Genomic DNA, 21,087 nt, shown 5'->3' on the forward strand with positions numbered 1-21,087 from the left:
TTATCAGGAATAGTTTCCTGTGATGGATAACCACAAAGCAATGGTTTAAAAGAACCCAAGACCCGCTATTCTCGGACAGCCTCCTAGAGGATATTACACCTGGGTAGTAAATCAGTGATAGATTGCAAATATCCTCTTCCAGTGATAAAGCGCAAATATTCTCTTTGATAGTCTGAAAGTGAGCTATCGTCTCTCATTCGACGAGCAAAATCCTGTACTGCCTGATGGTCCTCACAATATGTTTTGAGAGACCATTCTGCAGCCCCTTTCGTTGCCTTGATTACGTTTTTTGTCTGGCTTGTTGTTGGTCCAATAACCTTTAGTATTTTCTCAAGATATTTCTCTTCTCCGGTTGCAAAGAAACCTGACCACCAAAAATCAAGCTTTTCGGGGCACACTCTGTTACTGTTAATCCATTTGGCCAGTTCAGAACTCCCTTCGATAATCTCAGAGGCCAGCGCACCACATTTAGCTGATTGAATTGGCCAGTTGTTTTTTTCAGATATCAGGGCAATTACAAAAGGAAGCTTATGCTTCAGGCATCCTTCACCCGTGTCGAGATGATCAAAATGGAGGTCTGTAAGCTTTTCAAACTGGCGAAATTTAGCTTCTGAAGGATCACGATAGAAATTTACCGACAAGTCATACAATTCACGCCTGGCCTTTTCAGTTTCATTGATGGCAGCCATATTGCTCATCAACGTTTCCAGCAAGTCAGACAGTTCAAGCTCGGGCTGTTCAGTATCATTGGTGGAAGCAGGGTTGCTCATCAGCGGTTCTCCACCGTTTGCTGAGGGGGCTGAGCTGCCATTATGACCTGTTTCCTGTTGTTGATACCTCCGGTGTGCCACTAGCACGTAACAGTAGGCCGTTTCTTGGTCGATGATGTCATCTTGTGCTGGCCGGTGAAGTAAGGCCCGGTCTGGGTTGATGGCGTGAGTGACATCTTGTGCTGTTGTGGTTACGGTAATTTCCTGAACAGGTGTATCTGCTTTGACGGAAGCTTGTGGGCTTACTGTTTCTACAGGCCGACCAGCGGCGGAGCCTCTGTTATTGAGGCCAGTGCTTTGCTGGTCAGTTCCGATACTGGCAGGATCAGGCGGCGTGGCCGTTCTGCTGGCGGTCAGTTGATTGCTTGTGTCCAAGGTTGTTACCTATCGATGCTATGGTATCTAGCTCCTCAGACATCAGTTGTCAGGAATAGTTTCCTGTGATGGATCGCCACAAAGCAATGGTTTAAAAGAACCCAAGACCAACCTGGAAGAGTTGCTCAACTTCACGGATTTTGCGCTTATTGGTCAGGAAGAGAATCACATGATCGCCGGACTCAATTCGGGTGGTATCGTGAGCAATCAGCACCTGATCATTACGAACAATCGCACCAATGGTCGCGCCCTGGGGTAACTCCACTTCCTGAATGGTTTTACCCACCACTTTGGAACTGTGTTCATCGCCATGGGCTATTGCCTCGATCGCTTCAGCAGCGCCTCTGCGCAGTGAGTGAACGTTTACTATATCGCCGCGTCTGACGTGCTTGAGCAGGCTGCCAATCGTGGCCAGTTGTGGAGAAATCGCAATATCAATTTCACCGCCCTGTACCAGGTCCACATAGGCGGGGTTATTGATCAGTGCCATGACCTTACGGGCCCCCAGGCGTTTCGCCAGCATGGAGGACATGACATTGGCTTCATCGTCATTGGTCAGCGCACAGAAGATATCGGTATCTTCGATATTTTCACTGATCAGCAGCTCTTTATCGGAGGCGTTGCCGCAGAAAACCATGGCTTTGGTGAGCGTTTCAGACAGGAACTGGCAACGTTCCATATTGTGCTCAATGATCTTGACCTTGTATTGGTCTTCCACGGCCTGGGCCAGGCGCAGGCCGATATTGCCACCACCGGCAATAATGATGCGCTTGTAGTCATCATCCAGCCGCTGCAGCTCGCCCATCACGGCCCGGATATCTTCACGGGCAGCAATAAAGAAGACTTCATCATCCACCTCGATCACGGTGTTCCCCTTGGGCATGATGGCATTGCCACGGCGGAAAATGGCGGCAACCCGGGTATCCACATTGGGCATGTGTTCACGGATATAACGAAGCTCGTGACCCACCAGCGGGCCGCCATAATAAGCCTTCATGGCCACCAGCTGGACACGACCCTCGGCAAAATCGAGAACCTGAAGGGCTCCGGGACGCTCCAGCAGTCGGTTGATGTAGTTAGTAACCACTTGCTCCGGGCTGATAAGTACATCAATCGGCAGTGCGGCATTGGCAAACAGGCTCTCATTTTTCAGGTAAGCGGCCTGACGGATACGGGCAATTTTGGACGGCGTGTGGAACAGTGTGTAGGCAATCTGGCAGGCCACCATATTCACTTCATCACTGTTGGTGACCGCCACCAGCATATCGGCTTCATCGGCCCCGGCCTGTTTCAGCACCCCGGGAAACGATGCCTTGCCCTGGATGGTTCGTATATCGATTTTATCCTGCAGCTCACGAAGTCGCGTGGTATCGGTATCGACCACGGTAATGTCATTTTCCTCACTGGCCAGGTTTTCTGCCAGTGTGCCACCCACCTGACCGGCACCGAGAATGATAATTTTCATTTAGGAATCCATCTTTACCATCAGGCTGTAAAAAAATCCGTCGCCGCTGTTCACAGAGCTGCCAGAGCCGGGAAAAAGCTGCTTGCCAAACCCGGTATCGTGACCCCATGGACCGTCAATGGACTGCAATCTGGCATCCGGAGTTTCTGACAGGAACTGCTCAATCTGCAGATGGTTTTCCTGAGGCATGATGGAACAGGTGGCGTAGACTAACGTGCCGCCGGGTTTCAACAGGGGCCAGATAGCCTTGAGGATTTTCTGTTGCAGCTGAGCCAGTGCATCAATATCTTCTGCCTTTCTCAGCAGTTTGATATCCGGGTGGCGACGAATAACGCCGGTTGCTGAGCAAGGGGCATCCAGAAGAATGTGGTCGTATGCCTTGCCCGGGAACCAGCTGTCGGGATCCGTCGCGTCACCGCACAGAACATTCGCCGTCAAACCCAGTCTTTGCAGATTTTCAGCCACTCTTTCCAGGCGGACGCTGTCGGCATCCAGTGCATCCACCGTAATATCCGGGTTCAGTTCCAGCAAGTGACAGGTCTTGCCCCCCGGCGCACAGCAGGCATCGAGAATATGATCACCGGGTTTCGCCGATATCAAGGTCGCTGCCAGCTGGGCTGATTCGTCCTGAACACTGGCAGCCCCCTCATGGAACAGTGGCAGTTTATCAACGGCACTGGGCCTGCCCAGGGTGATGGCCTGCGGGGCAATTTTGGACTGTTTCGCCGCGATACAGTCATCCAGCAGCTTTTTCAGGTATCTGGCGGGCTTGATCTTCTGTTCATTAACCCGGAGGGTCATGGGAGGAGGCTGATTGTTACCCGTAAGAATGGCTTGATAATCCTCTGGCCAGGCCCGTTTAATGGTATTGATCAGCCATTTCGGGTGTGACCAGCCGCACACCGGGCTGCGCTCTTCCAGGTCATGCAACTCTTCAACCCGGCGCTGGGCATTTCTGAGAATGCCATTGACCAGGCCCCTGGCCCAGGCCTTACCCATGGTCCGGGTTGCCTGTACCGTCTCACCAATGGCGGCATGGGGAGGAATGCGGGTAAAGAACAGTTGATACAGACCAACCAGAATCAGGTTATGAATGTCCTGCTCTTTTTCTTTCAGGGGTTTCTCGGTGAGAAACTTAAGCCAGGCATCCAGCCGGTGGTAGTAACGGAGTGTGCCATAGGAAAGCTCAGCCAATAATGGCTGGTCTTTTTTCGACAGTTTTTCCTGCAACTGCGGCAATACACTGCTCAGTGATTCGCCCAGAGTTACCCGGGTGATCGCCCGTGCTGCCAGCTGTCGAACAGAAGATTGTTTAGCCATATCAGGTAAAAAAGCGCCTAACTGAATTGTTTTCCGGTGCTGAACATCGCTTTTTTGCTGTTCAGCAGCTCCTGCACCGTCATTGCACGGCTTCCAGCCAACTGCAGCCGTTTAATGCGCAGGGTGCCTTCATGGCAGGCAATATCCAGACCATCTTTATCAGCCTTGATCAGGGTTCCCGGCGCTTCGGTTGTACCTTCTTCCAGGGCTATTGCTTCCCAGACACGGATGTTCGTGTCATCCAACGCGGTGATCGCCACAGGCCAGGGATTGAATGCCCGAATCTGCCGGTCCAGGGCCTGTGCGGATGTTTGCCAGTCCAGCCGTGCTTCTTCTTTACTCATCTTATGGGCGTAGTTTGCCAGGTTGTCATCCTGTTTTTCCGGATGAATATGGCCAGCGGTAATGTCATCAAGCGACTGAACAAGAGCAGGCTGACCCACTTCAATCAGACGGTCATGAAGGTCCGATGCGGTATCGGTTGGGTGGATGGGGCAAAAAGCTTTCAGCAACATGTCGCCGGTATCCAGTCCGGCGTCCATCTGCATAATGGTGACACCGGACTCAGTGTCACCGGCTTCAATAGCCCGCTGAATCGGCGCTGCTCCGCGCCATCTTGGCAAAATGGAGCCATGCACATTAATACAGCCCAGCTTTGGAGTGTCGAGCACCGCCTGTGGCAGAATCAACCCATAGGCAACCACCACCATCAGATCAGCATCCAGAGCGGCAAGTTCCTGCTGAGCGTCTGCATTTCTCAGGGACTTTGGCTGAAAAACGGGAATATTGTGGGCAACAGCCAGGGATTTGACCGGTGAGGGCATGAGTTTCTGACCACGCCCTGCAGGTCTGTCCGGCTGGCTATAGACGGCGATCACCTGGTGTTGGCTATCCAGAATGGCCTGAAGGTGTGCGCTGGCAAACTCAGGGGTTCCGGCAAAGATAATTCGAAGGCTTTTCATCAGTGTTTTCTTTTGCCAAGCTTTTTCCTGATACGATCCTGTTTCAGGCGGGACAGCGTGTCGATAAACAGTTTTCCTTCCAGGTGATCCAGCTCGTGCTGGACACAGACCGCCGCCAGTCCGTCATAATCCCGTGTGTACTCATTGCCATCGCGATCTAAAGCGGTGAGTCTCACTTGAGCGTAGCGGTCCAGCAGTTCATAAAATCCGGGGACTGACAGACAGCCTTCCTGAAAGTCGGACTTTTCATCGCCGATGGGCTCATAGCCGGGGTTGATAAGCACCTGGGGCTCGTTACCTTCTTCAGAAAGATCCATAACCACGATGCGCTGATGAATATCCACCTGGGTTGCCGCCAGACCCACGCCCTTGGCGTCGTACATGGTCTCCAGCATGTCATCAACGATACGTCGAATGTCGTCATTGACCTCCGCTACAGGTTTGGCAACCGTACGAAGTCTTTGGTCAGGGTATTCAAGTATTTCCAGTAGAGCCATCAGTGATCTCAGGTGAGGCAGTCGATAATGAAGTTTGTTGACCTTTCAGTATATCTGCAAATTCAGTCTGTACCTAGCCGGACTTATTCCGCCTGCCACCAGGTATTGATGATCATGGGGTAATCCGTGGTTACTGCCGGTCGCTTGATATTGCTCTGGAGAGCAAGTCTGACTTTGCCAAAGTACCAGAGTGGAATGCCGTAGTGATTCCAGAGCAGCACCCGGTCAAGGCTGTGAATAATGGTTTCCAGCTCTTTCTGGCTCTCGGCTCCTGGTATTTTCTCCAGCAGCGCATCAATCACCGGGTTTTTGATACCGGCCAGATTCTGGGTATCGGGTATATCCGCATTACTGGAGTGAAAGTACCTGAATAGCTCACTGCCCAGCGAGAGTCCCAGGGAATAGGCATTACCCATGGTATCAAAATCCAGCTTTCTCACTCGCTGTAAATAGTTGCTGATGTCGAGGACCCGGTATTTCAGCTCAATACCGATGCTGGCCAGGTTCTTTTTAAATGGCAAAACAAGCCTGTCCGCCAGATGACTGGAAGTGATCAGCTCAAACGTCAGCGGTTCTTGCTGTTGGTTGACCAGTTTGCCCCCCTTGAACTGCCACCCTGCTTCATTCAGTAGAGCCAGTGCCTGTTGCTGTTGGGCTCTGATCGAACCATCGCCCCGGGTTTTGGGGGATAAAAATGGCTGATGGAACAGGGCATCGGGCAGTTGCGTGCGAAATGGGGCTAACAGCGTCTGTTCATGGGCAGAGGGCAGACCTGAAGCGGCGTATATGGAGTTTGGAAAGTAACTGTTGGCCCGGACATAGGCGTTTTCAAACAGTGTCCGGTTGCTCCACTCGAAATCCAGCAGATAGCCAAGCGCTTTTCTTACCCGAATATCATTAAAGGGAGCCCGGCGGGTGTTGAACACAACCATTGGGCTGCCAATAATCATTTTGGTTGGAATTTCAGCCTTTATCACTTTGCCAGAGATGATATCGGGAAAGTTGTAGGCCCTGGTCCAGTTTTTGGCCATGGGTTCAAAATAGAGACTAAGCGCCCCGGATTTAAAAGCTTCAAAGGCGGTGGTCAGATCCCGATAGAAATAGAGCGTGATCTGATCGAAGTTGTATTTGCCCCGGTTTACCGGCAGATCCTTCCCCCAGTAATCCTTAACCCGGGTAAAGGTAACCGATGACCCTCCTTCCACATGGGTGATTTTGTAGGGGCCGCTGCCCAGTGGCGGCGTCAGTCTGGATTTTCCGTTAAGCCCGTCTTGCCAGTAGTGCGCAGGCAGAACCGGCAGCTCGGCAGCACAGAACAGTTGATCCCGGTTGCCAGACCTCTTGAAGTGAAAGCGAACCCGGTGTTGATCAAGAACCTCAACACGCGCAATAGGCTTAAGCTGAATCTGATATTTGACCGGGCCTTTGGCGCGCAGGTACTCAAAAGAGAACGCAACGTCCTCTGCCGTAATCGAATGGCCATCATGAAAGCGGGCGTTGGGGTGGAGGTTAAAGGTTATCCATTGGCTGTTGTCAGGGTACTCCACTGATTGGGCAATCAGGCCATAAGCAGAGCGGGCTTCATCGCCGGTCGGGCTGTAAGCGCCCGTACCCACCATCAGGGGTTCGTTCAACCCCAGAAAGCCCAAGGTAAAAAATCGCAGCGGTGAGATTTGGGAGATGTGGGTTCCGGTTTGGGAATATGGATTTAACGTATCAAAGACACCAATGGCGGCAATATTCAGTTTGCCTTTTTTCGGGGCGTGAGGATTGACGTAATCGAAGTGCCTGAAGCCTTCCGGGTATTTAAGATCGTCAAATCGTGAGAGTCCGTGTGACTTATGCAGGATGGGCGTTTCTGCTATCACCAGCAAACTGACAACAGAGGCTAACGCTGCCAGAAGCATCAGGCTTTTCTGTTTCAAAGTCGCTCCTTTATCCAAGCCACACCGGGATACTGGCTCAGGAAACTACAACAACAATTAATAGTAGCCTTATTCTTTCTGATCCAGCGCTGAGAATGCAGGGCTATTTATGTGACCTGATCTTGAGAATCAGGTACTAAAGCCGAGAACTAACAGAGAGCCGATTGCCCACAGGCTGAAGCGGTTGATACACTGATTAAACGAAGAAATCTGGTGTGGCAACATACACTCAACAGGCCCTAACTTAAACTAAAAACTATTCAAGGGATCGGGACGACAATGAGACGCTTTGCTCTGGCAGGAATCCTGCTTTGCATGTCTTCACTGGGACTGGCATTCGATAGCCCGGTAAAGGCAGACTCCCCCAGCAGGTACACCGTTGAGAAAGGCGATACCCTCTGGGATATATCCACTACGTTTCTGGACAGCCCCTGGTTATGGCCGGAAATCTGGCACGCTAACCCCCAGATAGCGAATCCCCACCTGATTTACCCTGGCGATGTGGTCAGTCTGGTTTATATCAATGGCCAGCCCAGGCTGATGATTTCCAGTCGCGGGAAGCCAGGTCGAACGATTAAATTAACACCAAAAATTCGGGTAAAGCCCGGAGAGTCAGCAATCCCGGCGATTCCTTTGAGTGCTGTGCAAAGTTATTTAAAGGGCGGTCATGTCTTTTCCAGCGAGGAGCAGCTGAATAATGCACCTTATGTGTTTGCTGCGAAAGATGGCAAATTGGCTTCAGGGGCCGGGGATAAAATATACGCACGGGGCGATTTTGCCGGGCACAACCTGCGGTTTGATGTCGTCCGCCGTGGTCAGCAGATTGTTGACCCGGTAACCGATGAAATGCTGGGGCTTATCGGTATTGATGTGGGAACCATCAACTTGAGTCGTGTCAGGGAAGGGGTTGCCTCCATGGTCGTGCAGGACAGCAGAATGGAGATGAAACCCGGTGACCGGGTGGTCAGCCAGGATGCCAGCGGACTGGTCACGACGTTTTTTCCAAGAGCGCCGGCTGCCCCTTTAGAAGGCATTGTCACCGCCAGCCTGAACAACACCAAAAAGGTTTCCAAGTTTGATACGGTGGTCATCAACAAAGGAGAACGGGAACGTCTCAGGCAGGGGGATGTCCTGGCCGTCTATCGAAAGACACAGGAAGCCCTGGACCCATTTACCAATGAACAGGTTACTCTGCCATCCGAGAGAATCGGTTTGGTGATGGTTTATCGACCTTTTGAAAAAATGAGCTATGGTATTGTGCTATCAGCTAAAGAGGATATTGAAGTTGGCTATATCCTCCGGAGCCCACAACCATAAGTAACCATTTATTCAAACAACAGCCCGAATGTTTACCGGGTGCTTCATTGGATGTGTGGCTTATTCGGACAGAGCTGTTAATAACCAGAATAAGCCACACAACTCCCGGAAAGAGAATTCAATGATATACACTGATACCGACCAGAAGGACTGGTTACAGCTGCTCCCTTGGCTAACCCTTTCCCTGATTCCGGGGCTGGGACCCATCAAATCCAGCCAGCTTATCGACAAATTTCAACATCCCAGCCAGCTTTTTTCCGCATCATTTAACCAACTGAAGGGTATTATTCCGGAGAAACTGGCCAGTTTGCTGGTCAATGCCCACAGAGACCCATCTATTCAGAAACAGTTGCACCTGACACAGACATGGCTGGAAGCCAGTCAGGCCCATGCCATTGTGACACCGGATTCCCATCTCTATCCCAAAGCGCTGAAAGAGCTGCCTGATGCACCGGTTGTGCTCTACGTCATTGGTAACAGTCAGCTAATCAGTGAGCCACAGCTGGGCGTTGTCGGTAGCCGGAGGCCGACACCCAATGGTCGCCGGGTGGCCCGGGAATTTTGTGAACACTTATCAAGAAGTGGCCTGGTGATTACCAGTGGTATGGCACTGGGTATCGATGCAGCTGCCCACCAGGGCGCACTGGGTTGTTATGGTGCGACAGTTGCCGTGTTGGGTACCGGTGTGGATCAGGTTTATCCGGCAAGGCATGAGGACCTTTATCAGTTGATTGCCAGTCAGGGGGCCATCGTCAGTGAATATCCACTGGGAACGAAACCCTTTGCCGGTAACTTTCCCCGTCGCAATCGTATTCTGTCCGGTTTATCCCTGGGAGTTCTGGTGGTTGAAGCCGCACTGGAAAGCGGCTCGTTAATCTCGGCAAGGTTGGCTGCGGAGCAGGGGCGTGAGGTTTTTGCCATACCGGGGTCGGTGCTGAACCCGTTAAGTCGAGGGTGTCATAAGCTGATCCGAGAAGGTGCGGTGCTGGTAGAAAGTCCTGATGACGTGTTAATTGAACTCGCACCACAGCTCCATGGTGTTATGAATGAATTCTCTCCATCCACTCCCAGTCGCAAAGAGACAGACCCACTGCGGCTTAAAGTTATTGAGGTGATGGGGTTTGACGTTGTCAGTGCAGATCAAATCAGCACACTGTCCGGGATTCCTTTTGCGGAGCTTTCTGTAGTGCTGACCGAAATGGAGCTTGATGGCGTAATAGAGTCCACATCCGGTGGTTTTATTCGTCTTGGCTGATTTGTGAATCAGCGGAAAGGATCGTGCTTTACATTTCCGGGTGTTGCTTCTGAACTTCTCTTGCTAGACTAGCGAACCTTACTGGTGATGCTTCGGAAACTATCAGGAGCCCGTGTGTTACGATTTCGGGCTGACTATCTGGCGAATGCTGAAGCAGTAGACGCTGTTCTCCGACAGCCGTTAACTAGCTGAGAGTTATCTCTGAGAGATGTTTCATGATGGATGTAGATCAGGCAGCCAGAATAATCAGAAACGGCGGTGTCATCGCTTACCCCACAGAAGCCGTATGGGGGTTGGGATGTGACCCCTGGAACCAGCAGGCTGTTTATCGGATTCTTGACATCAAACAGCGGCCGGTTGCAAAAGGGGTCATTCTGATTGGTGCTTCAGAGGATCAGTTTGCCCCGCTACTTAATCCCCTCTCTTGTGAAGAAAGAGCCCGGCTGAAGTCTACCTGGCCAGGTCCTTATACCTGGCTTATTCCAGACCCTGCTGGCTGGGCACCCGACTGGGTCAGAGGGCAGTTTGATACGGTTGCTGTTCGTATCACTGCGCATCCACTGGTGAAAACACTGTGTGAAGCAACAGGGCACCCGATAGTGTCTACGTCAGCAAACCTTGCCGGTAAGGACCCGCTGTTAACGTTTTCAGGTGTAGAGGAAGTGTTTGGCTCACTGCTGGATGGCATTGTTCCCGGCGAAACCGGAGAACAGAAAACACCCTCAAAGATTCAGGACCTGCGTTCGGGGCAGCTGGTAAGGGCTGGCTAATATTACTAAAACTCAGGAATTGTCCCGGAATGTCAGAACCGTCTGTAGATCTCGTAAAGCAATACCTCCTGGATTTGCAGAATCGCATCTGCACCGCGATTGAAGCAGAAGAAACCAGAGGCTCCTTCAGGGAAGACCAGTGGGACTACCTTGGCTCCGGCAACAAGGGGGATGGTGGCGGTAAAGCCAGAGTGCTTGAAGGGGGCACGGTGTTTGAAAAAGCCGGTGTGAATTTTTCCCATGTAACCGGGGATCAGCTCCCTGCCAGCGCCACGGCCCATCGACCCCACATGGCTGGCAGAAGTTTTCAGGCCATGGGGGTTTCCCTGGTGATCCATCCGGATAACCCATTTGTGCCAACATCCCATGCCAATGTCCGGATGCTGATCGCCCATAAAGAAGGAGAAGCGCCGATCTGGTGGTTTGGTGGCGGCTATGACCTGACGCCTTACTACGGCTTTGAAGAAGATTGTCAGCACTGGCATCAGGTGGCCAAACAGGCCTGTGATCCTTTTGGTGATGATGTCTACCCCCGCTATAAAAAGTGGTGTGATGAATACTTCTTCCTTAAACACCGCAATGAACCCCGGGGGATTGGCGGACTGTTCTACGATGACCTGAATGAGTGGCCATTTGAGCGCAGTTTTGAATTTATGCAGTCGGTTGGCGACAGCTTTATTGATGCCTATCTGCCCATCGTACAGCGCCGTAAATCCCTGCCTTACTCTGAGCCGCACAAGCGTTTTCAGGAGTACCGCCGTGGCCGTTATGTAGAATTCAACCTGGTATACGACAGGGGTACTTTGTTTGGGCTGCAGTCCGGTGGGCGTACAGAGTCTATCCTTATGTCATTGCCGCCTCATGTACGCTGGGATTACAACTGGAGTCCAGAGCCTGGCAGTGAAGAGGCACGACTGTATGACGAATTTTTAAAACCAAGAGAATGGGCATAAATCAAGAGGGTCTGAATCATGGCTGGGCCAGTAGACACGTATGCAGTAATGGGGAACCCTATTGCCCACAGCAAATCACCGGTCATTCACACACTGTTTGCTGATCAGACTGACCAAAGTCTGCGTTACACCGCCCTGTTGGTTGACGTTGGCGGCTTTAAAAAAGCGATTGATGAATTCTTTGAAAACGGTGATCTGGGGTTAAGTATCACCTTACCCTTTAAGGAAGAGGCGTGGCAGTTAGCGCAGAAGAAAACGTCACGAGCAGAAAAAGCTGGGGCGGTAAACACCTTGTGGCAGGAACATGGCCAGCTGCATGGGGACAACACCGATGGGCTTGGCCTGGTGGCAGATCTCCAGGCAAATAACGGTGTAACCATTAAAGGCGCTCGGGTACTTATTCTGGGGGCCGGTGGTGCCGTGAGAGGGGGGCTTGAGCCCCTGCTGGCCGAGCAACCTGTTGAGGTTGTGATTGCCAATCGAACCCGTAGCAAGGCTGATACGCTGGTTGAACTCTTTACGGATAAAGCCATTTCTGCCTGTGGATTCGACGATATAGAGGGCCGTTTTGACCTGGTGATCAATGGCACCGCTGCCAGCCTGCAGGGAGAGATACCGCCCATACCCGGCCATATTATTGATCAGAACACCTGCTGTTATGACATGATGTACGGTGCCGACGAAACCGTTTTCAATCGCTGGTGTCGTGAGCAGGGGGCAGGTAAAACCATTGACGGGCTTGGTATGCTGGTTGAACAGGCGGCCGAGCAGTTTGCCATTTGGCGTGGTGTCCGTCCTGATACCCGTCAGGTACTTGACCTGTTGCGGAATGAAATGGCCTGACAGGTTCTATACTCCTGAACATGATTCTTTATATTGCCTGTTCTGCTATATGGGATGATTTTCAGGTATTGGATACGTTATGGATAAAGCGCTACCAGTCACAGTGATGCCAGCCAATGTGATCGCCAAAGACCTCTTGCCGGGTGACCTGCTTTTTCAACTGCGCTCAGGTGGTGAAGCCGAATGGGTTATCAGCCGACTCTTTGCGGGTCGGGATGGTGCAGCCATTAATCATGTCGCACTCTACGACGGTGATGGTATGGTTATAGAAGCTGTAATGCCCCGGGTGCAGAAAACCGCTTTGGATGACTTTGTCAGCAGCTCAGTTTTAGACAACCATGGCCGACCGTGTGTCCTAGTCTGTCGGCTGGCATCGAGTTTCTCGGCACTGGTACCGGATGCCCTGGCGTTTGCAGAGCAGCAGCTTTCGGTACCCTATGATCCACACTACCGTCAGAATCAGGAAGAGCACCAGAAAAGCTGGTATTGCAGTGAATTAATTGTCCATGCGTTTCGCCATGCCAATAAAGGCATTTTCCTGTTTGAAGAAACACCCATGAGTTTCCGGGATATGGCAACCGGAGAGCTGATGCCGTTCTGGATTGACCATTATCAAGCCATTGGCCAGAAGATCCCGGAAGGGCTTCCCGGCTCACATCCGGCGCTGCTCTCCTGCTCCGACAAGCTAATGTCCATTAATAGTCTTGGATCACTTCCAGCAAAAAGTTGTCAGGATTTATGCAGCCTGGAGCCTGGGTCAACTCTGGCCTGAACCGTTTTCTGATCAGATCGGCACCAGTTTTAATCTAACCTTATTTTATTTCCTGCCTGATAGACTCCTGTCTTAATTTAATCAGTCAGCGGGTAATCTGTGGCAACCACACAATCCCCCTTATTACTGCTGTTGAAACTTTTCTAAAAAGTGAATGTCTGCGCGCAGAGAGAAAATAATTTTCAGTTTGTGAATGAGGTAGTTCCATGGCACCCGAATTTCCCGCTTTGGCTATTCCTGGCTTTGAGGCTGTCATGCAGGATCTGATGGCTGTGGCTCATGATGTTATGAATCGTGATCCAGATGATGATGACATAATCGATATGCTTCCTGCCGTGCCGCAACATGTTGTCCCCTATATTCCTTCCGCCAGACACCAAAATGCTGCACCCAAAAAACTGGAGGAGTTCAGCATTACCTTGCCTGACGTGCCTGATGATTCTCCCCCTCAGGCTTGTGTTCAGGAGCAAAATGAAAAGCCAGCAGGGGCAGAGGCCCCTGAGAGTTCAACAGAATGTAATCCGCCGGATGAGCTTGCTGCACGACGGAAGAAAAAAACACAGCTGACCGACGCTATTCTCGAATTACGACTTGAGTGTTCGAAAATGGAGCGTACATGGGCAACCTGTGTCCCCCGGGTGGATATCGATTCAAAAGAGGCCCAGGATGTGGTTTGCTACGCCACGGCCATGCGCTGCGGTGCATTGAAAAGGTCACTTGTTGGATACTATGCGGCACAACTGGGAAAACAGGTGGAGATTGTTAATGTACAGGCGGAGGTTGTTAATGCACAGGTGGCAAAGGATCATGGCAGACATGCTAATGGTCAGCAGCCTGTGGCTCAACCTGCAACGAGATTACCCAATAACGTCAGTATTTGCGTGGAAGCAATGAAGGCATTGGAGTTAGCGAAAAATGTAACCGCTGTTTATGATCCGGACAAAGAGCCACTTGAGAGAGATGCCAGGCTGGCAGAAACCATCAAAACCTATGAAGCCTATCAAAAAGTAAAAGGACAGTTGGCCGGCTTACAGGCATCCCTGCAGGCGATGAATGAATGATTGCGTCGATTTTATCAAAGTTATGAAATAGACTGATCAGTTATCTATTCTCATCAGTAGAGCCAGACGGCATCCAGATAGCTTATCGTTACTGCAAGGCTTACCACCCGCTGGCTGAAGGAATCCATGAACGCTTCCCAATCATCATTAACCGACCACTCCCTGGCTCAGACCTTACAGAACGACATTGGCCGGGGTGCCAAATCACTCAATCTTGATTTGTCCCCGGTTCAGGCGGATTTGCTGACCCGCTATGTTCTGCTGCTGAACAAGTGGAATAAAGCCTACAATCTTACCGCCATTCGTGATCCCAGAGAGATGGTCTTCAGGCATATTGTGGATAGTCTGAGTATTGTTCCCCATATTTCCGGTGAGGCGATTCTGGATGTAGGCTCAGGCCCCGGGCTGCCTGGCGTGGTGCTGGCGATTATGTACCCCGATAAACAATTCACGACACTGGACAGCAATGGCAAGAAGACCCGCTTCATGCTTCAGGCAAAACTGGACCTTCAGCTCAATAACCTGGCAGTTGCTAATTCCCGCGTAGAGTCTTTTCAGGTGGATGTGCCTTTTGACGCCATTACTTCACGGGCATTCAGCTCATTGGTTAATATGGTAGATGGTACAAAACACTTATTATCGCCTTCAGGTGTTTATCTGGCCATGAAAGGGCTATATCCTGAAGAAGAATTGAAGGAATTGATGGATCGTCACGAAATTGAGCTGGTTGGCTGTGAGCCTTTAAAGGTACCGGGTACAGACGGCGATCGTCATCTTGTCATTTTGCGTAACAGGCATTGAATGGTATTAAACGGCTGTGGCTAAAATTCTGGCGGTAACCAATCAGAAGGGGGGGGTTGGCAAAACCACTTCCTGCGTTAACCTATCGGCTTCCCTGGCGGCCAGTAAGCAGCGGGTACTGCTTATTGATGTTGACCCCCAGGGGAATGCCACCATGGGCAGCGGAATCGACAAACATGCTCAGCAATGGTCCGTTTACCATGTACTGACCGGGCGCTGTGATATCGAACAGGCAATCCTGCCATCCCGGGATGGCGGTTATGATGTTCTGGGGGCAAACGCCGACCTGACGGCAGCAGAGGTTGAGTTGATGGAGATGGACCGCAAGGAATCCAGACTCCATGAGGCGCTTGCCAGGGTTGAAGATCAGTACGACTTTATCATGATCGACTGCCCTCCCTCTCTGAACATGCTGACCATCAATGCCATGGTGGCTGCCCGTGGGGTGATTATTCCGATGCAGTGCGAATACTATGCACTGGAAGGTCTGACTGCCCTGATGGAAACCATTGCGGGCCTGAGGGAAACCATCAATCCCGACTTGCACATCGAAGGTTTGCTGCGCACCATGTATGACCCGAGGATGACGCTGACCACAGAAGTATCGAGACAGCTCATCAACCATTTTGGTGATCAGGTCTATCGAACCGTGATTCCCCGTAATGTTCGACTTGCCGAGGCACCGAGTCATGGTAAGCCGGTACTGGCCTATGACCGGAACTCCCGTGGTGCGGTGGCTTATCTGGCCCTGGCCGGCGAGCTGGTACGCAAGCATGACATCAAGGGGCTTAACGGCAAGTCGACAAGGAAAACAGGAACTCACTGACCCATGGCGAAACAACGTCTCGGTACTAACTTGAATGCACTGCTGGGAAGCGCCAGGCTACCGGCATCCCTGTCCAATGATCTTGCCGGGCCATCACCGGTCAAAGAGTCACTGGATGGGACAATGAAAGACCTGCCCGTTGAGTTTCTGGTGCGTGGCAAGTACCAGCCCCGCCGAGACATGCACCCTGATGCCCTGGAAGAGCTGGCTGAAAGTATTAAAGAACAGGGCATCATGCAGCCTATCGTGGTTCGTCCGGCCGGGCAGAATCGCTATGAAATCATTGCCGGTGAGCGTCGCTGGCGTGCAGCACAGCTGGCAGGCCTTGCGGACGTTCCTGCCCTGATTCGTGATGTTCCCGATGAAGCTGCCATTGCCATGGCACTGATCGAAAACATCCAGCGGGAAGACCTGAACCCAATTGAAGAAGCGATTGCACTTTCCAGACTGCAAAAAGAGTTCGAACTGACCCAGCAGGAAGTGGCCCAGGCCGTCGGTAAGTCCAGGGCTGCCGTTGCTAATATCTTGCGACTGATGGCCCTGAACCCTGAAGTAAAGAAAATGCTGGAATATGGCGACCTGGAAATGGGCCATGCCAGAGCGTTGCTTTCCCTGGGCGAACTGGATCAGTTAGAAGTAGCCCGAACTGTTACCGCAAAAGGATTGTCTGTGCGTCAGACGGAAGCACTGGTTCGCCGAATCCAGCAGGAAAAGGAAAAAGGCGGAAAAACCGTTAAGCGGCTTGACCCTAATATAAAGCAGCTTGAAGATGAGCTGTCTGAAAAGGTAGGGGCCAGGGTCGCCATTCAGTGCAGTGCCAAAGGAAAAGGCAAGCTGGTCATTTCCTACAATTCACTGGATGAGCTGGATGGCGTGTTGGCCCATATCCAGTAAATACCGCTTTTTTATCTCCTCTGCGCTCTTTCCCGGGGCGCATCCCAAGCATAATACTTGATTATCTCCCAGCTTATACCAGACTGGCTATCTGGTTATCTTCAATGATCGACCTGCGCTTTTTCAAATGGATTACTGTTGATTGAAATTCACAAAAAACGCACTTTGGAAGATTTATTATGAATACCGTCTCTCCTGAGGATCTTACGCCCTTCAAATCGGTTCTTCCCTTTCCCGTTGTGGTTTGCGACCACCTGTCAATGCAGTCTGGCAATGCAGGGGAATTCAATGGTCAGTCGGTCGTGTGCCAAAACCCCACAACACAATTGATCCGCTCCCCACTATGCCAGTGCGATATGCTGTTTCGCGACAATGCCGACATTCAGGAATTAGATACGCTGTTACAGAACAGGGTCATTGATATTTACGCCAAACAAGTCCGCGATATATGCCAAACATCTGTATATGGGCCCCATGATACGGTGTACTGGTATTCGCCACTGTCCGTGCATGACCCAAATATTCTGAAGAAACTGCAATGGTATTTGAGTCAGGATGGGGTTGATATCAATCAGCCCATTGACTTTGCAGGGGAAACCCTGGTGCACCAGTTTTGTAAAGCGAGCTGTATCCTTCGGAGGAATAGTCTGAATCGGCCTCGGTACCCGGTTCATCCAGATACCGTAGTTACCTGGCTTTTGAGTCATGGGGCTTCGCTGACGACGGATCGATTGGGCAATACGCCATTACACACTGCCTGCTCCTCTGGTGCTACCCGGGAGCTTATGGCCATATTGCTGAAGAAAGTCAGGGAAAATCCCGAAATCCTTGATGCATTGAACAACAACGACGAAACAGCCCTGTCTGATGCGTTGAGCTCAACTTCCTGGAATGCTATGGCCGTGCTTTTATTGCGGGCAGGAGCCAGTACCGGTGACGTCGACAATTGTGCCCAATACATTCCGATGACGACAATGATCAAAGATCGCAGGCTTGATAGCGAAAAACTGGGGTTGCTTGCCATTCATGGATTAGATATCAGTAAATTTACCAGTGAAGCATCGCTTTTTGTCCGTAAAATGACTATCAAATCCTTCCGTCGTGATATCGAAGTACTTCTCTACTGGATAAAAGAAGGGTTGGCCCTGAATGGTGTTGATGGTGACGGCCAGTCATTGCTTGGGGTGTGTTTCAGTACCTTCGAAGAATATGAAGATAGCGAAGAAGAAGATGAAGAAGATAGCGGGTTTAGCCTGAAGCTGGAATTGTGCAGTTACGTCCTGAAAGTTGCCTACAAATACCATTTTCCAGAAAACATTGACGCTCTGAAAGGCGTTATTTCGGACACATTGGTGGAAACCCGGGCAGAGGATATCGGTAGACTGCTAAAAGGCTATCCGGATGTTTTCTATCTTATTGATGATACGGTCGAAATGATTGCCAGCTATTTGAGTGAACACAATAGAGTGAAGCTTGGCGACTTGCTGGCACAAGCCAGGGCTGAGCACCCCGCAGGGATGAGTCTTCGGCCTTTCATCTACCTGCCCTGTGAGCGTGTTATGCAATCGTGCACCGATGCTTTCATGAAACGTATGGAAACTATGTTCTTCGCACCAACCAGTGATTTTATCAGGGTAAGGTTGGAGCCTGACAGACGTCGTTTTGCAAGAACTGATAGTGACGAGGGGATAGACTCTGATATTGAAGACAGTGATGAGGATGAAGATGAAGATTCTCAAGACAATCTCTCAATTAACTATTCAGATATTCGATTGTACGACTGGCTTTTAGAACATCGGCTTAGATCATTGCGGCAACTGCTGCTGTCACACAAAGAACTTCATAAAACGATCTGCAAACATCAACAGGAGCTGGCTTGCGAGTTATCGGTTGAAAATGAACAGCTGCTTAAGAGATTACTTGGTGAAACGGGTTCAGTGGATGAGCCCGGATGATAAATACGCATTATGAACCTCTGGTGGTGTTCCTGATTGCATAATGGCAACGAGTGTTACAGAACCCTTCTGAGCAACAATGGGAGCTTTCTAATATCTCTCTGACTGTTCATTCAATCCTTCATTAATCGTCAGAGTGTCAATTCTGACTGGTATCTACAACAATCTTTATAAACATGGTGTCATCTTTAACGTATCCATGTTCCAGCCTGGAGAGTGCCAGGAGCTGAGGGTTGCCACAGGGAATGTTACTTGGCTTTATTGGTCGTTGAAAAGATGAGGAATTCGGGTCGGGGGAGAAAGCGTCAAACTTGTCATCTACACCATACTGATCGAGGATCATAAAAGTAATTTTGTGTTGAAACGGCCAACGCTGAATAGCATCATAGTCACCTTTCATTAAAGCCAGAAACAAGCTGATATGAGTGCCTTTTCCTGATCCCTCACCATTCAGGTAGACCCTTGCTCGCATTTTATACCCGAATTCGCTGGTACAGAATGGCTGTGAATAGATGGACTCCCGGTTGCGATTGATAGCCTCCATCCGTTTGGCTGCAAATCCATCAATCTTCCATACCAGGGTACCGTTCCAGGATGCTGTTTTGTCCTGTAAGGCATTGACTTTAAGGGTTCCAGCCACCTGAGGCAAAGTAGCGGGATCAACATCCCTGAGTTGACTCATCAATTGAAGTGCATTGGTAATGTCGTTTTTGATATCAGCAATAGCGAGACGATTTTCTTCAGTCTGAGATTCTATATTATTGTAGAGTTGCTTAAAGTCAGGCGGTAACGAGGTACTGGGAGACGTTCTCAGCGCCTGAAGTTTTGCGTTAAATTCCCGGGTAATTTGTTGCATTTGCTGTTTCATTAATTCCATATCTTTATCCAGTGATGCCATCCTGTTTTGGATAGATGGTTGTGGCTTTGTGAGTAGCCATTCCAGCTTTTTTATCTCATCAACAAGCTGATCTATCCTTCGGGCATCCTCTGAACGATCGTGTTGAAGCATTCTTATCCTGTCTTTCAGGGGAATATTTTTACATTTGTCGAGATGACCCTTGATATCGTTATAAGACCCGCGCCATGTACAACCAGTGTTTCCATAGGTGGTGTTTGAAGGGCATTGACTTTGATAAACAAATTTTATTTCCCGGGTTGAATTGGTGTCCGGAAAAAGGGAGTCTTTATCTATAGGGCAACGGTAGTCAGATAAATCACCCGGGGGGAAGTTTGGTTGTTTATACTGCTCATGGTGTACGCAATGACGACACAGCAAATGCCCTTGATAGCATTGGACTATGTCTCCGAGGATGTGATCCCTGCTACAACGTTCTACATTTAGGTACGATGGGGGCAGCTCAGTGATCATCCTGACACCACGGTGGAAAAAAGTGTTGATGAGATCTGGAGGAAGCCCAGAGGAATTATTTGTCGCTGGATTGTCAGGGAGGGCTCTACCAGAAAGCATCGCAGTAAATGACGGAAATGGCTGGGCGGCTTGCATTTGAATTTCCTGTTATCACGTTCAAGCCCCTTGGATCATGAAACAGGATGAAAAGTTTCAGGCAGTAATGTTTTTGTCGTGAAAAATTCCTGAGTCCGGCGCAGCCAATCAAACGGGCGGTGTGTTCATAGACTGGCTCATAAATACTACCTAATATTTTATCAAATCGGTTGTTCTAGGTGATTGTACGTAAAACGACTGTCGCTTATTGATTAAAGTCAAAATTTCTCTATCATGCACCTCTCTTCCACGGACTGACCCAAACGGTCATCCACGGATCAGCAGAATGAATCATCATCGCTGACCGGGAAGTGCGGTTTGAAAATGGGTTGTTTGGATTGAATGAAAAACAATCGGTTGACAAATCAAACTGGTGCGGTAAGATGCGCCTCCGCTGACAGGGCTTGAGAGCAACGTCAGTGAGTTGGAAAGCTTCTTTCTTCTTCTGAAAAATGATCGCTTGACAACGAAAGCCGCCGCGGTAAGATAGGCGGCCTTGCTGATCGGCACTGACTGCTGAATCAGCGATTAAATCATCAGGATTTAATCAGTTCTTTAACAAGATATCAGACAATTCGTGTGGGCGCTTGTGCGATTGCATCGGTAACAAAGCTTCGGCTTTGAACACTTTAAGATGCTTAATTGATCAAGCGAACATACCTGTAAATTCATGTACGTTTAATTGTGACATTGAGCCGTTGTTTTGTTCTCCGGAATAAAATGACAAAACGATTTAAACTGAAGAGTTTGATCATGGCTCAGATTGAACGCTGGCGGCAGGCCTAACACATGCAAGTCGAGCGGTAGCGGGAAGAGCTTGCT

18 protein-coding genes and 1 rRNA gene are annotated in these 21,087 nt (G+C 50.2%); 12 read left to right on the forward strand and 7 right to left on the reverse strand.

What is annotated here, in order from left to right:
* Positions 1–83: 83 nt before the first annotated feature.
* The 6 genes from ACO6VE_RS10720 to ACO6VE_RS10745 all read right to left on the reverse strand — a co-directional run bounded on the left by ACO6VE_RS10720 (position 84) and on the right by ACO6VE_RS10745 (position 7,314).
* On the reverse strand, positions 84–1,145 hold the full coding sequence (locus ACO6VE_RS10720; protein WP_422444502.1) for a hypothetical protein: 1,062 nt from the start codon (positions 1,143–1,145) through the stop codon (positions 84–86).
* Positions 1,146–1,236: 91 nt separating this feature from the next.
* On the reverse strand, positions 1,237–2,610 hold the full coding sequence (trkA, locus tag ACO6VE_RS10725; RefSeq protein ID WP_422444504.1) for a Trk system potassium transporter TrkA: 1,374 nt from the start codon (positions 2,608–2,610) through the stop codon (positions 1,237–1,239).
* Positions 2,611–3,930, reverse strand: a complete 1,320-nt coding sequence (gene rsmB / locus ACO6VE_RS10730) for a 16S rRNA (cytosine(967)-C(5))-methyltransferase RsmB (RefSeq protein WP_422444506.1) — start codon at positions 3,928–3,930, stop codon at positions 2,611–2,613. It lies immediately after the preceding gene.
* A 17-nt stretch (positions 3,931–3,947) separates the two neighbouring features.
* A complete protein-coding gene (gene fmt, locus ACO6VE_RS10735) occupies positions 3,948–4,892 on the reverse strand; it encodes a methionyl-tRNA formyltransferase (protein WP_422444508.1) in 945 nt (314 codons plus the stop codon).
* Positions 4,892–5,389: a peptide deformylase gene (def, locus tag ACO6VE_RS10740; protein WP_101746989.1), complete on the reverse strand. Its 498-nt coding sequence runs from the start codon at positions 5,387–5,389 to the stop codon at positions 4,892–4,894. Before def ends, fmt begins: the two co-directional genes overlap by 1 nt.
* Positions 5,390–5,472: 83 nt before the next feature.
* Positions 5,473–7,314, reverse strand: coding sequence for an extracellular solute-binding protein (locus tag ACO6VE_RS10745; RefSeq protein ID WP_422444511.1), 1,842 nt, complete (start codon positions 7,312–7,314; stop codon positions 5,473–5,475).
* Between the two features lie 315 nt (positions 7,315–7,629).
* Here ACO6VE_RS10745 and ACO6VE_RS10750 point away from each other — a divergent pair, with 315 nt between their 5' ends.
* From ACO6VE_RS10750 to ACO6VE_RS10800, 11 genes are all read left to right on the forward strand, one after another.
* The gene (locus ACO6VE_RS10750; protein ID WP_422461254.1) at positions 7,630–8,631 is read left to right on the forward strand and encodes a LysM peptidoglycan-binding domain-containing protein; all 1,002 of its coding nucleotides are present in this window, start codon (positions 7,630–7,632) and stop codon (positions 8,629–8,631) included.
* Between the two features lie 121 nt (positions 8,632–8,752).
* Positions 8,753–9,886 (forward strand): DNA-processing protein DprA, encoded by a 1,134-nt coding sequence (gene dprA, locus ACO6VE_RS10755; RefSeq protein WP_422444515.1) that lies wholly within the window; start codon positions 8,753–8,755, stop codon positions 9,884–9,886.
* 215 nt (positions 9,887–10,101) lie between these two features.
* Positions 10,102–10,656 (forward strand): L-threonylcarbamoyladenylate synthase, encoded by a 555-nt coding sequence (locus tag ACO6VE_RS10760; protein ID WP_422444517.1) that lies wholly within the window; start codon positions 10,102–10,104, stop codon positions 10,654–10,656.
* A 29-nt stretch (positions 10,657–10,685) separates the two neighbouring features.
* Positions 10,686–11,609 carry an oxygen-dependent coproporphyrinogen oxidase gene (hemF, locus tag ACO6VE_RS10765; RefSeq protein WP_422444519.1) on the forward strand — a complete coding sequence of 308 codons (924 nt, stop codon included), beginning with the start codon at positions 10,686–10,688 and terminating at the stop codon, positions 11,607–11,609.
* 18 nt (positions 11,610–11,627) lie between these two features.
* Positions 11,628–12,452 carry a shikimate dehydrogenase gene (aroE, locus tag ACO6VE_RS10770; protein ID WP_422444521.1) on the forward strand — a complete coding sequence of 275 codons (825 nt, stop codon included), beginning with the start codon at positions 11,628–11,630 and terminating at the stop codon, positions 12,450–12,452.
* A gap of 79 nt (positions 12,453–12,531) precedes the next feature.
* A complete protein-coding gene (locus ACO6VE_RS10775; protein ID WP_422444523.1) occupies positions 12,532–13,224 on the forward strand; it encodes a YiiX/YebB-like N1pC/P60 family cysteine hydrolase in 693 nt (230 codons plus the stop codon).
* Positions 13,225–13,430: 206 nt separating this feature from the next.
* Positions 13,431–14,285 (forward strand): hypothetical protein, encoded by an 855-nt coding sequence (locus ACO6VE_RS10780; RefSeq protein WP_422444525.1) that lies wholly within the window; start codon positions 13,431–13,433, stop codon positions 14,283–14,285.
* A 126-nt stretch (positions 14,286–14,411) separates the two neighbouring features.
* Positions 14,412–15,086 carry a 16S rRNA (guanine(527)-N(7))-methyltransferase RsmG gene (gene rsmG / locus ACO6VE_RS10785; protein WP_422444527.1) on the forward strand — a complete coding sequence of 225 codons (675 nt, stop codon included), beginning with the start codon at positions 14,412–14,414 and terminating at the stop codon, positions 15,084–15,086.
* A gap of 16 nt (positions 15,087–15,102) precedes the next feature.
* The gene (locus ACO6VE_RS10790) at positions 15,103–15,912 is read left to right on the forward strand and encodes a ParA family protein (RefSeq protein ID WP_422444529.1); all 810 of its coding nucleotides are present in this window, start codon (positions 15,103–15,105) and stop codon (positions 15,910–15,912) included.
* A gap of 3 nt (positions 15,913–15,915) precedes the next feature.
* Entirely contained in the window at positions 15,916–16,806 is an 891-nt protein-coding gene (locus ACO6VE_RS10795) for a ParB/RepB/Spo0J family partition protein (RefSeq protein WP_101747000.1), read from the forward strand.
* 179 nt (positions 16,807–16,985) lie between these two features.
* Positions 16,986–18,761, forward strand: a complete 1,776-nt coding sequence (locus ACO6VE_RS10800) for an ankyrin repeat domain-containing protein (protein ID WP_422444532.1) — start codon at positions 16,986–16,988, stop codon at positions 18,759–18,761.
* A 139-nt stretch (positions 18,762–18,900) separates the two neighbouring features.
* Here ACO6VE_RS10800 and ACO6VE_RS10805 read toward each other — a convergent pair whose 3' ends face one another.
* Positions 18,901–20,265 (reverse strand): hypothetical protein, encoded by a 1,365-nt coding sequence (locus ACO6VE_RS10805; protein WP_422461256.1) that lies wholly within the window; start codon positions 20,263–20,265, stop codon positions 18,901–18,903.
* A 735-nt stretch (positions 20,266–21,000) separates the two neighbouring features.
* Between ACO6VE_RS10805 and ACO6VE_RS10810 the strand changes: the two genes are divergently transcribed.
* A 16S ribosomal RNA gene (locus ACO6VE_RS10810) occupies positions 21,001–21,087 on the forward strand; the annotation flags it as partial.

It is taken from the genome of Endozoicomonas sp. ALB115, assembly GCF_049310245.1.
Taxonomy (GTDB): Bacteria; Pseudomonadota; Gammaproteobacteria; order Pseudomonadales; family Endozoicomonadaceae; genus Endozoicomonas.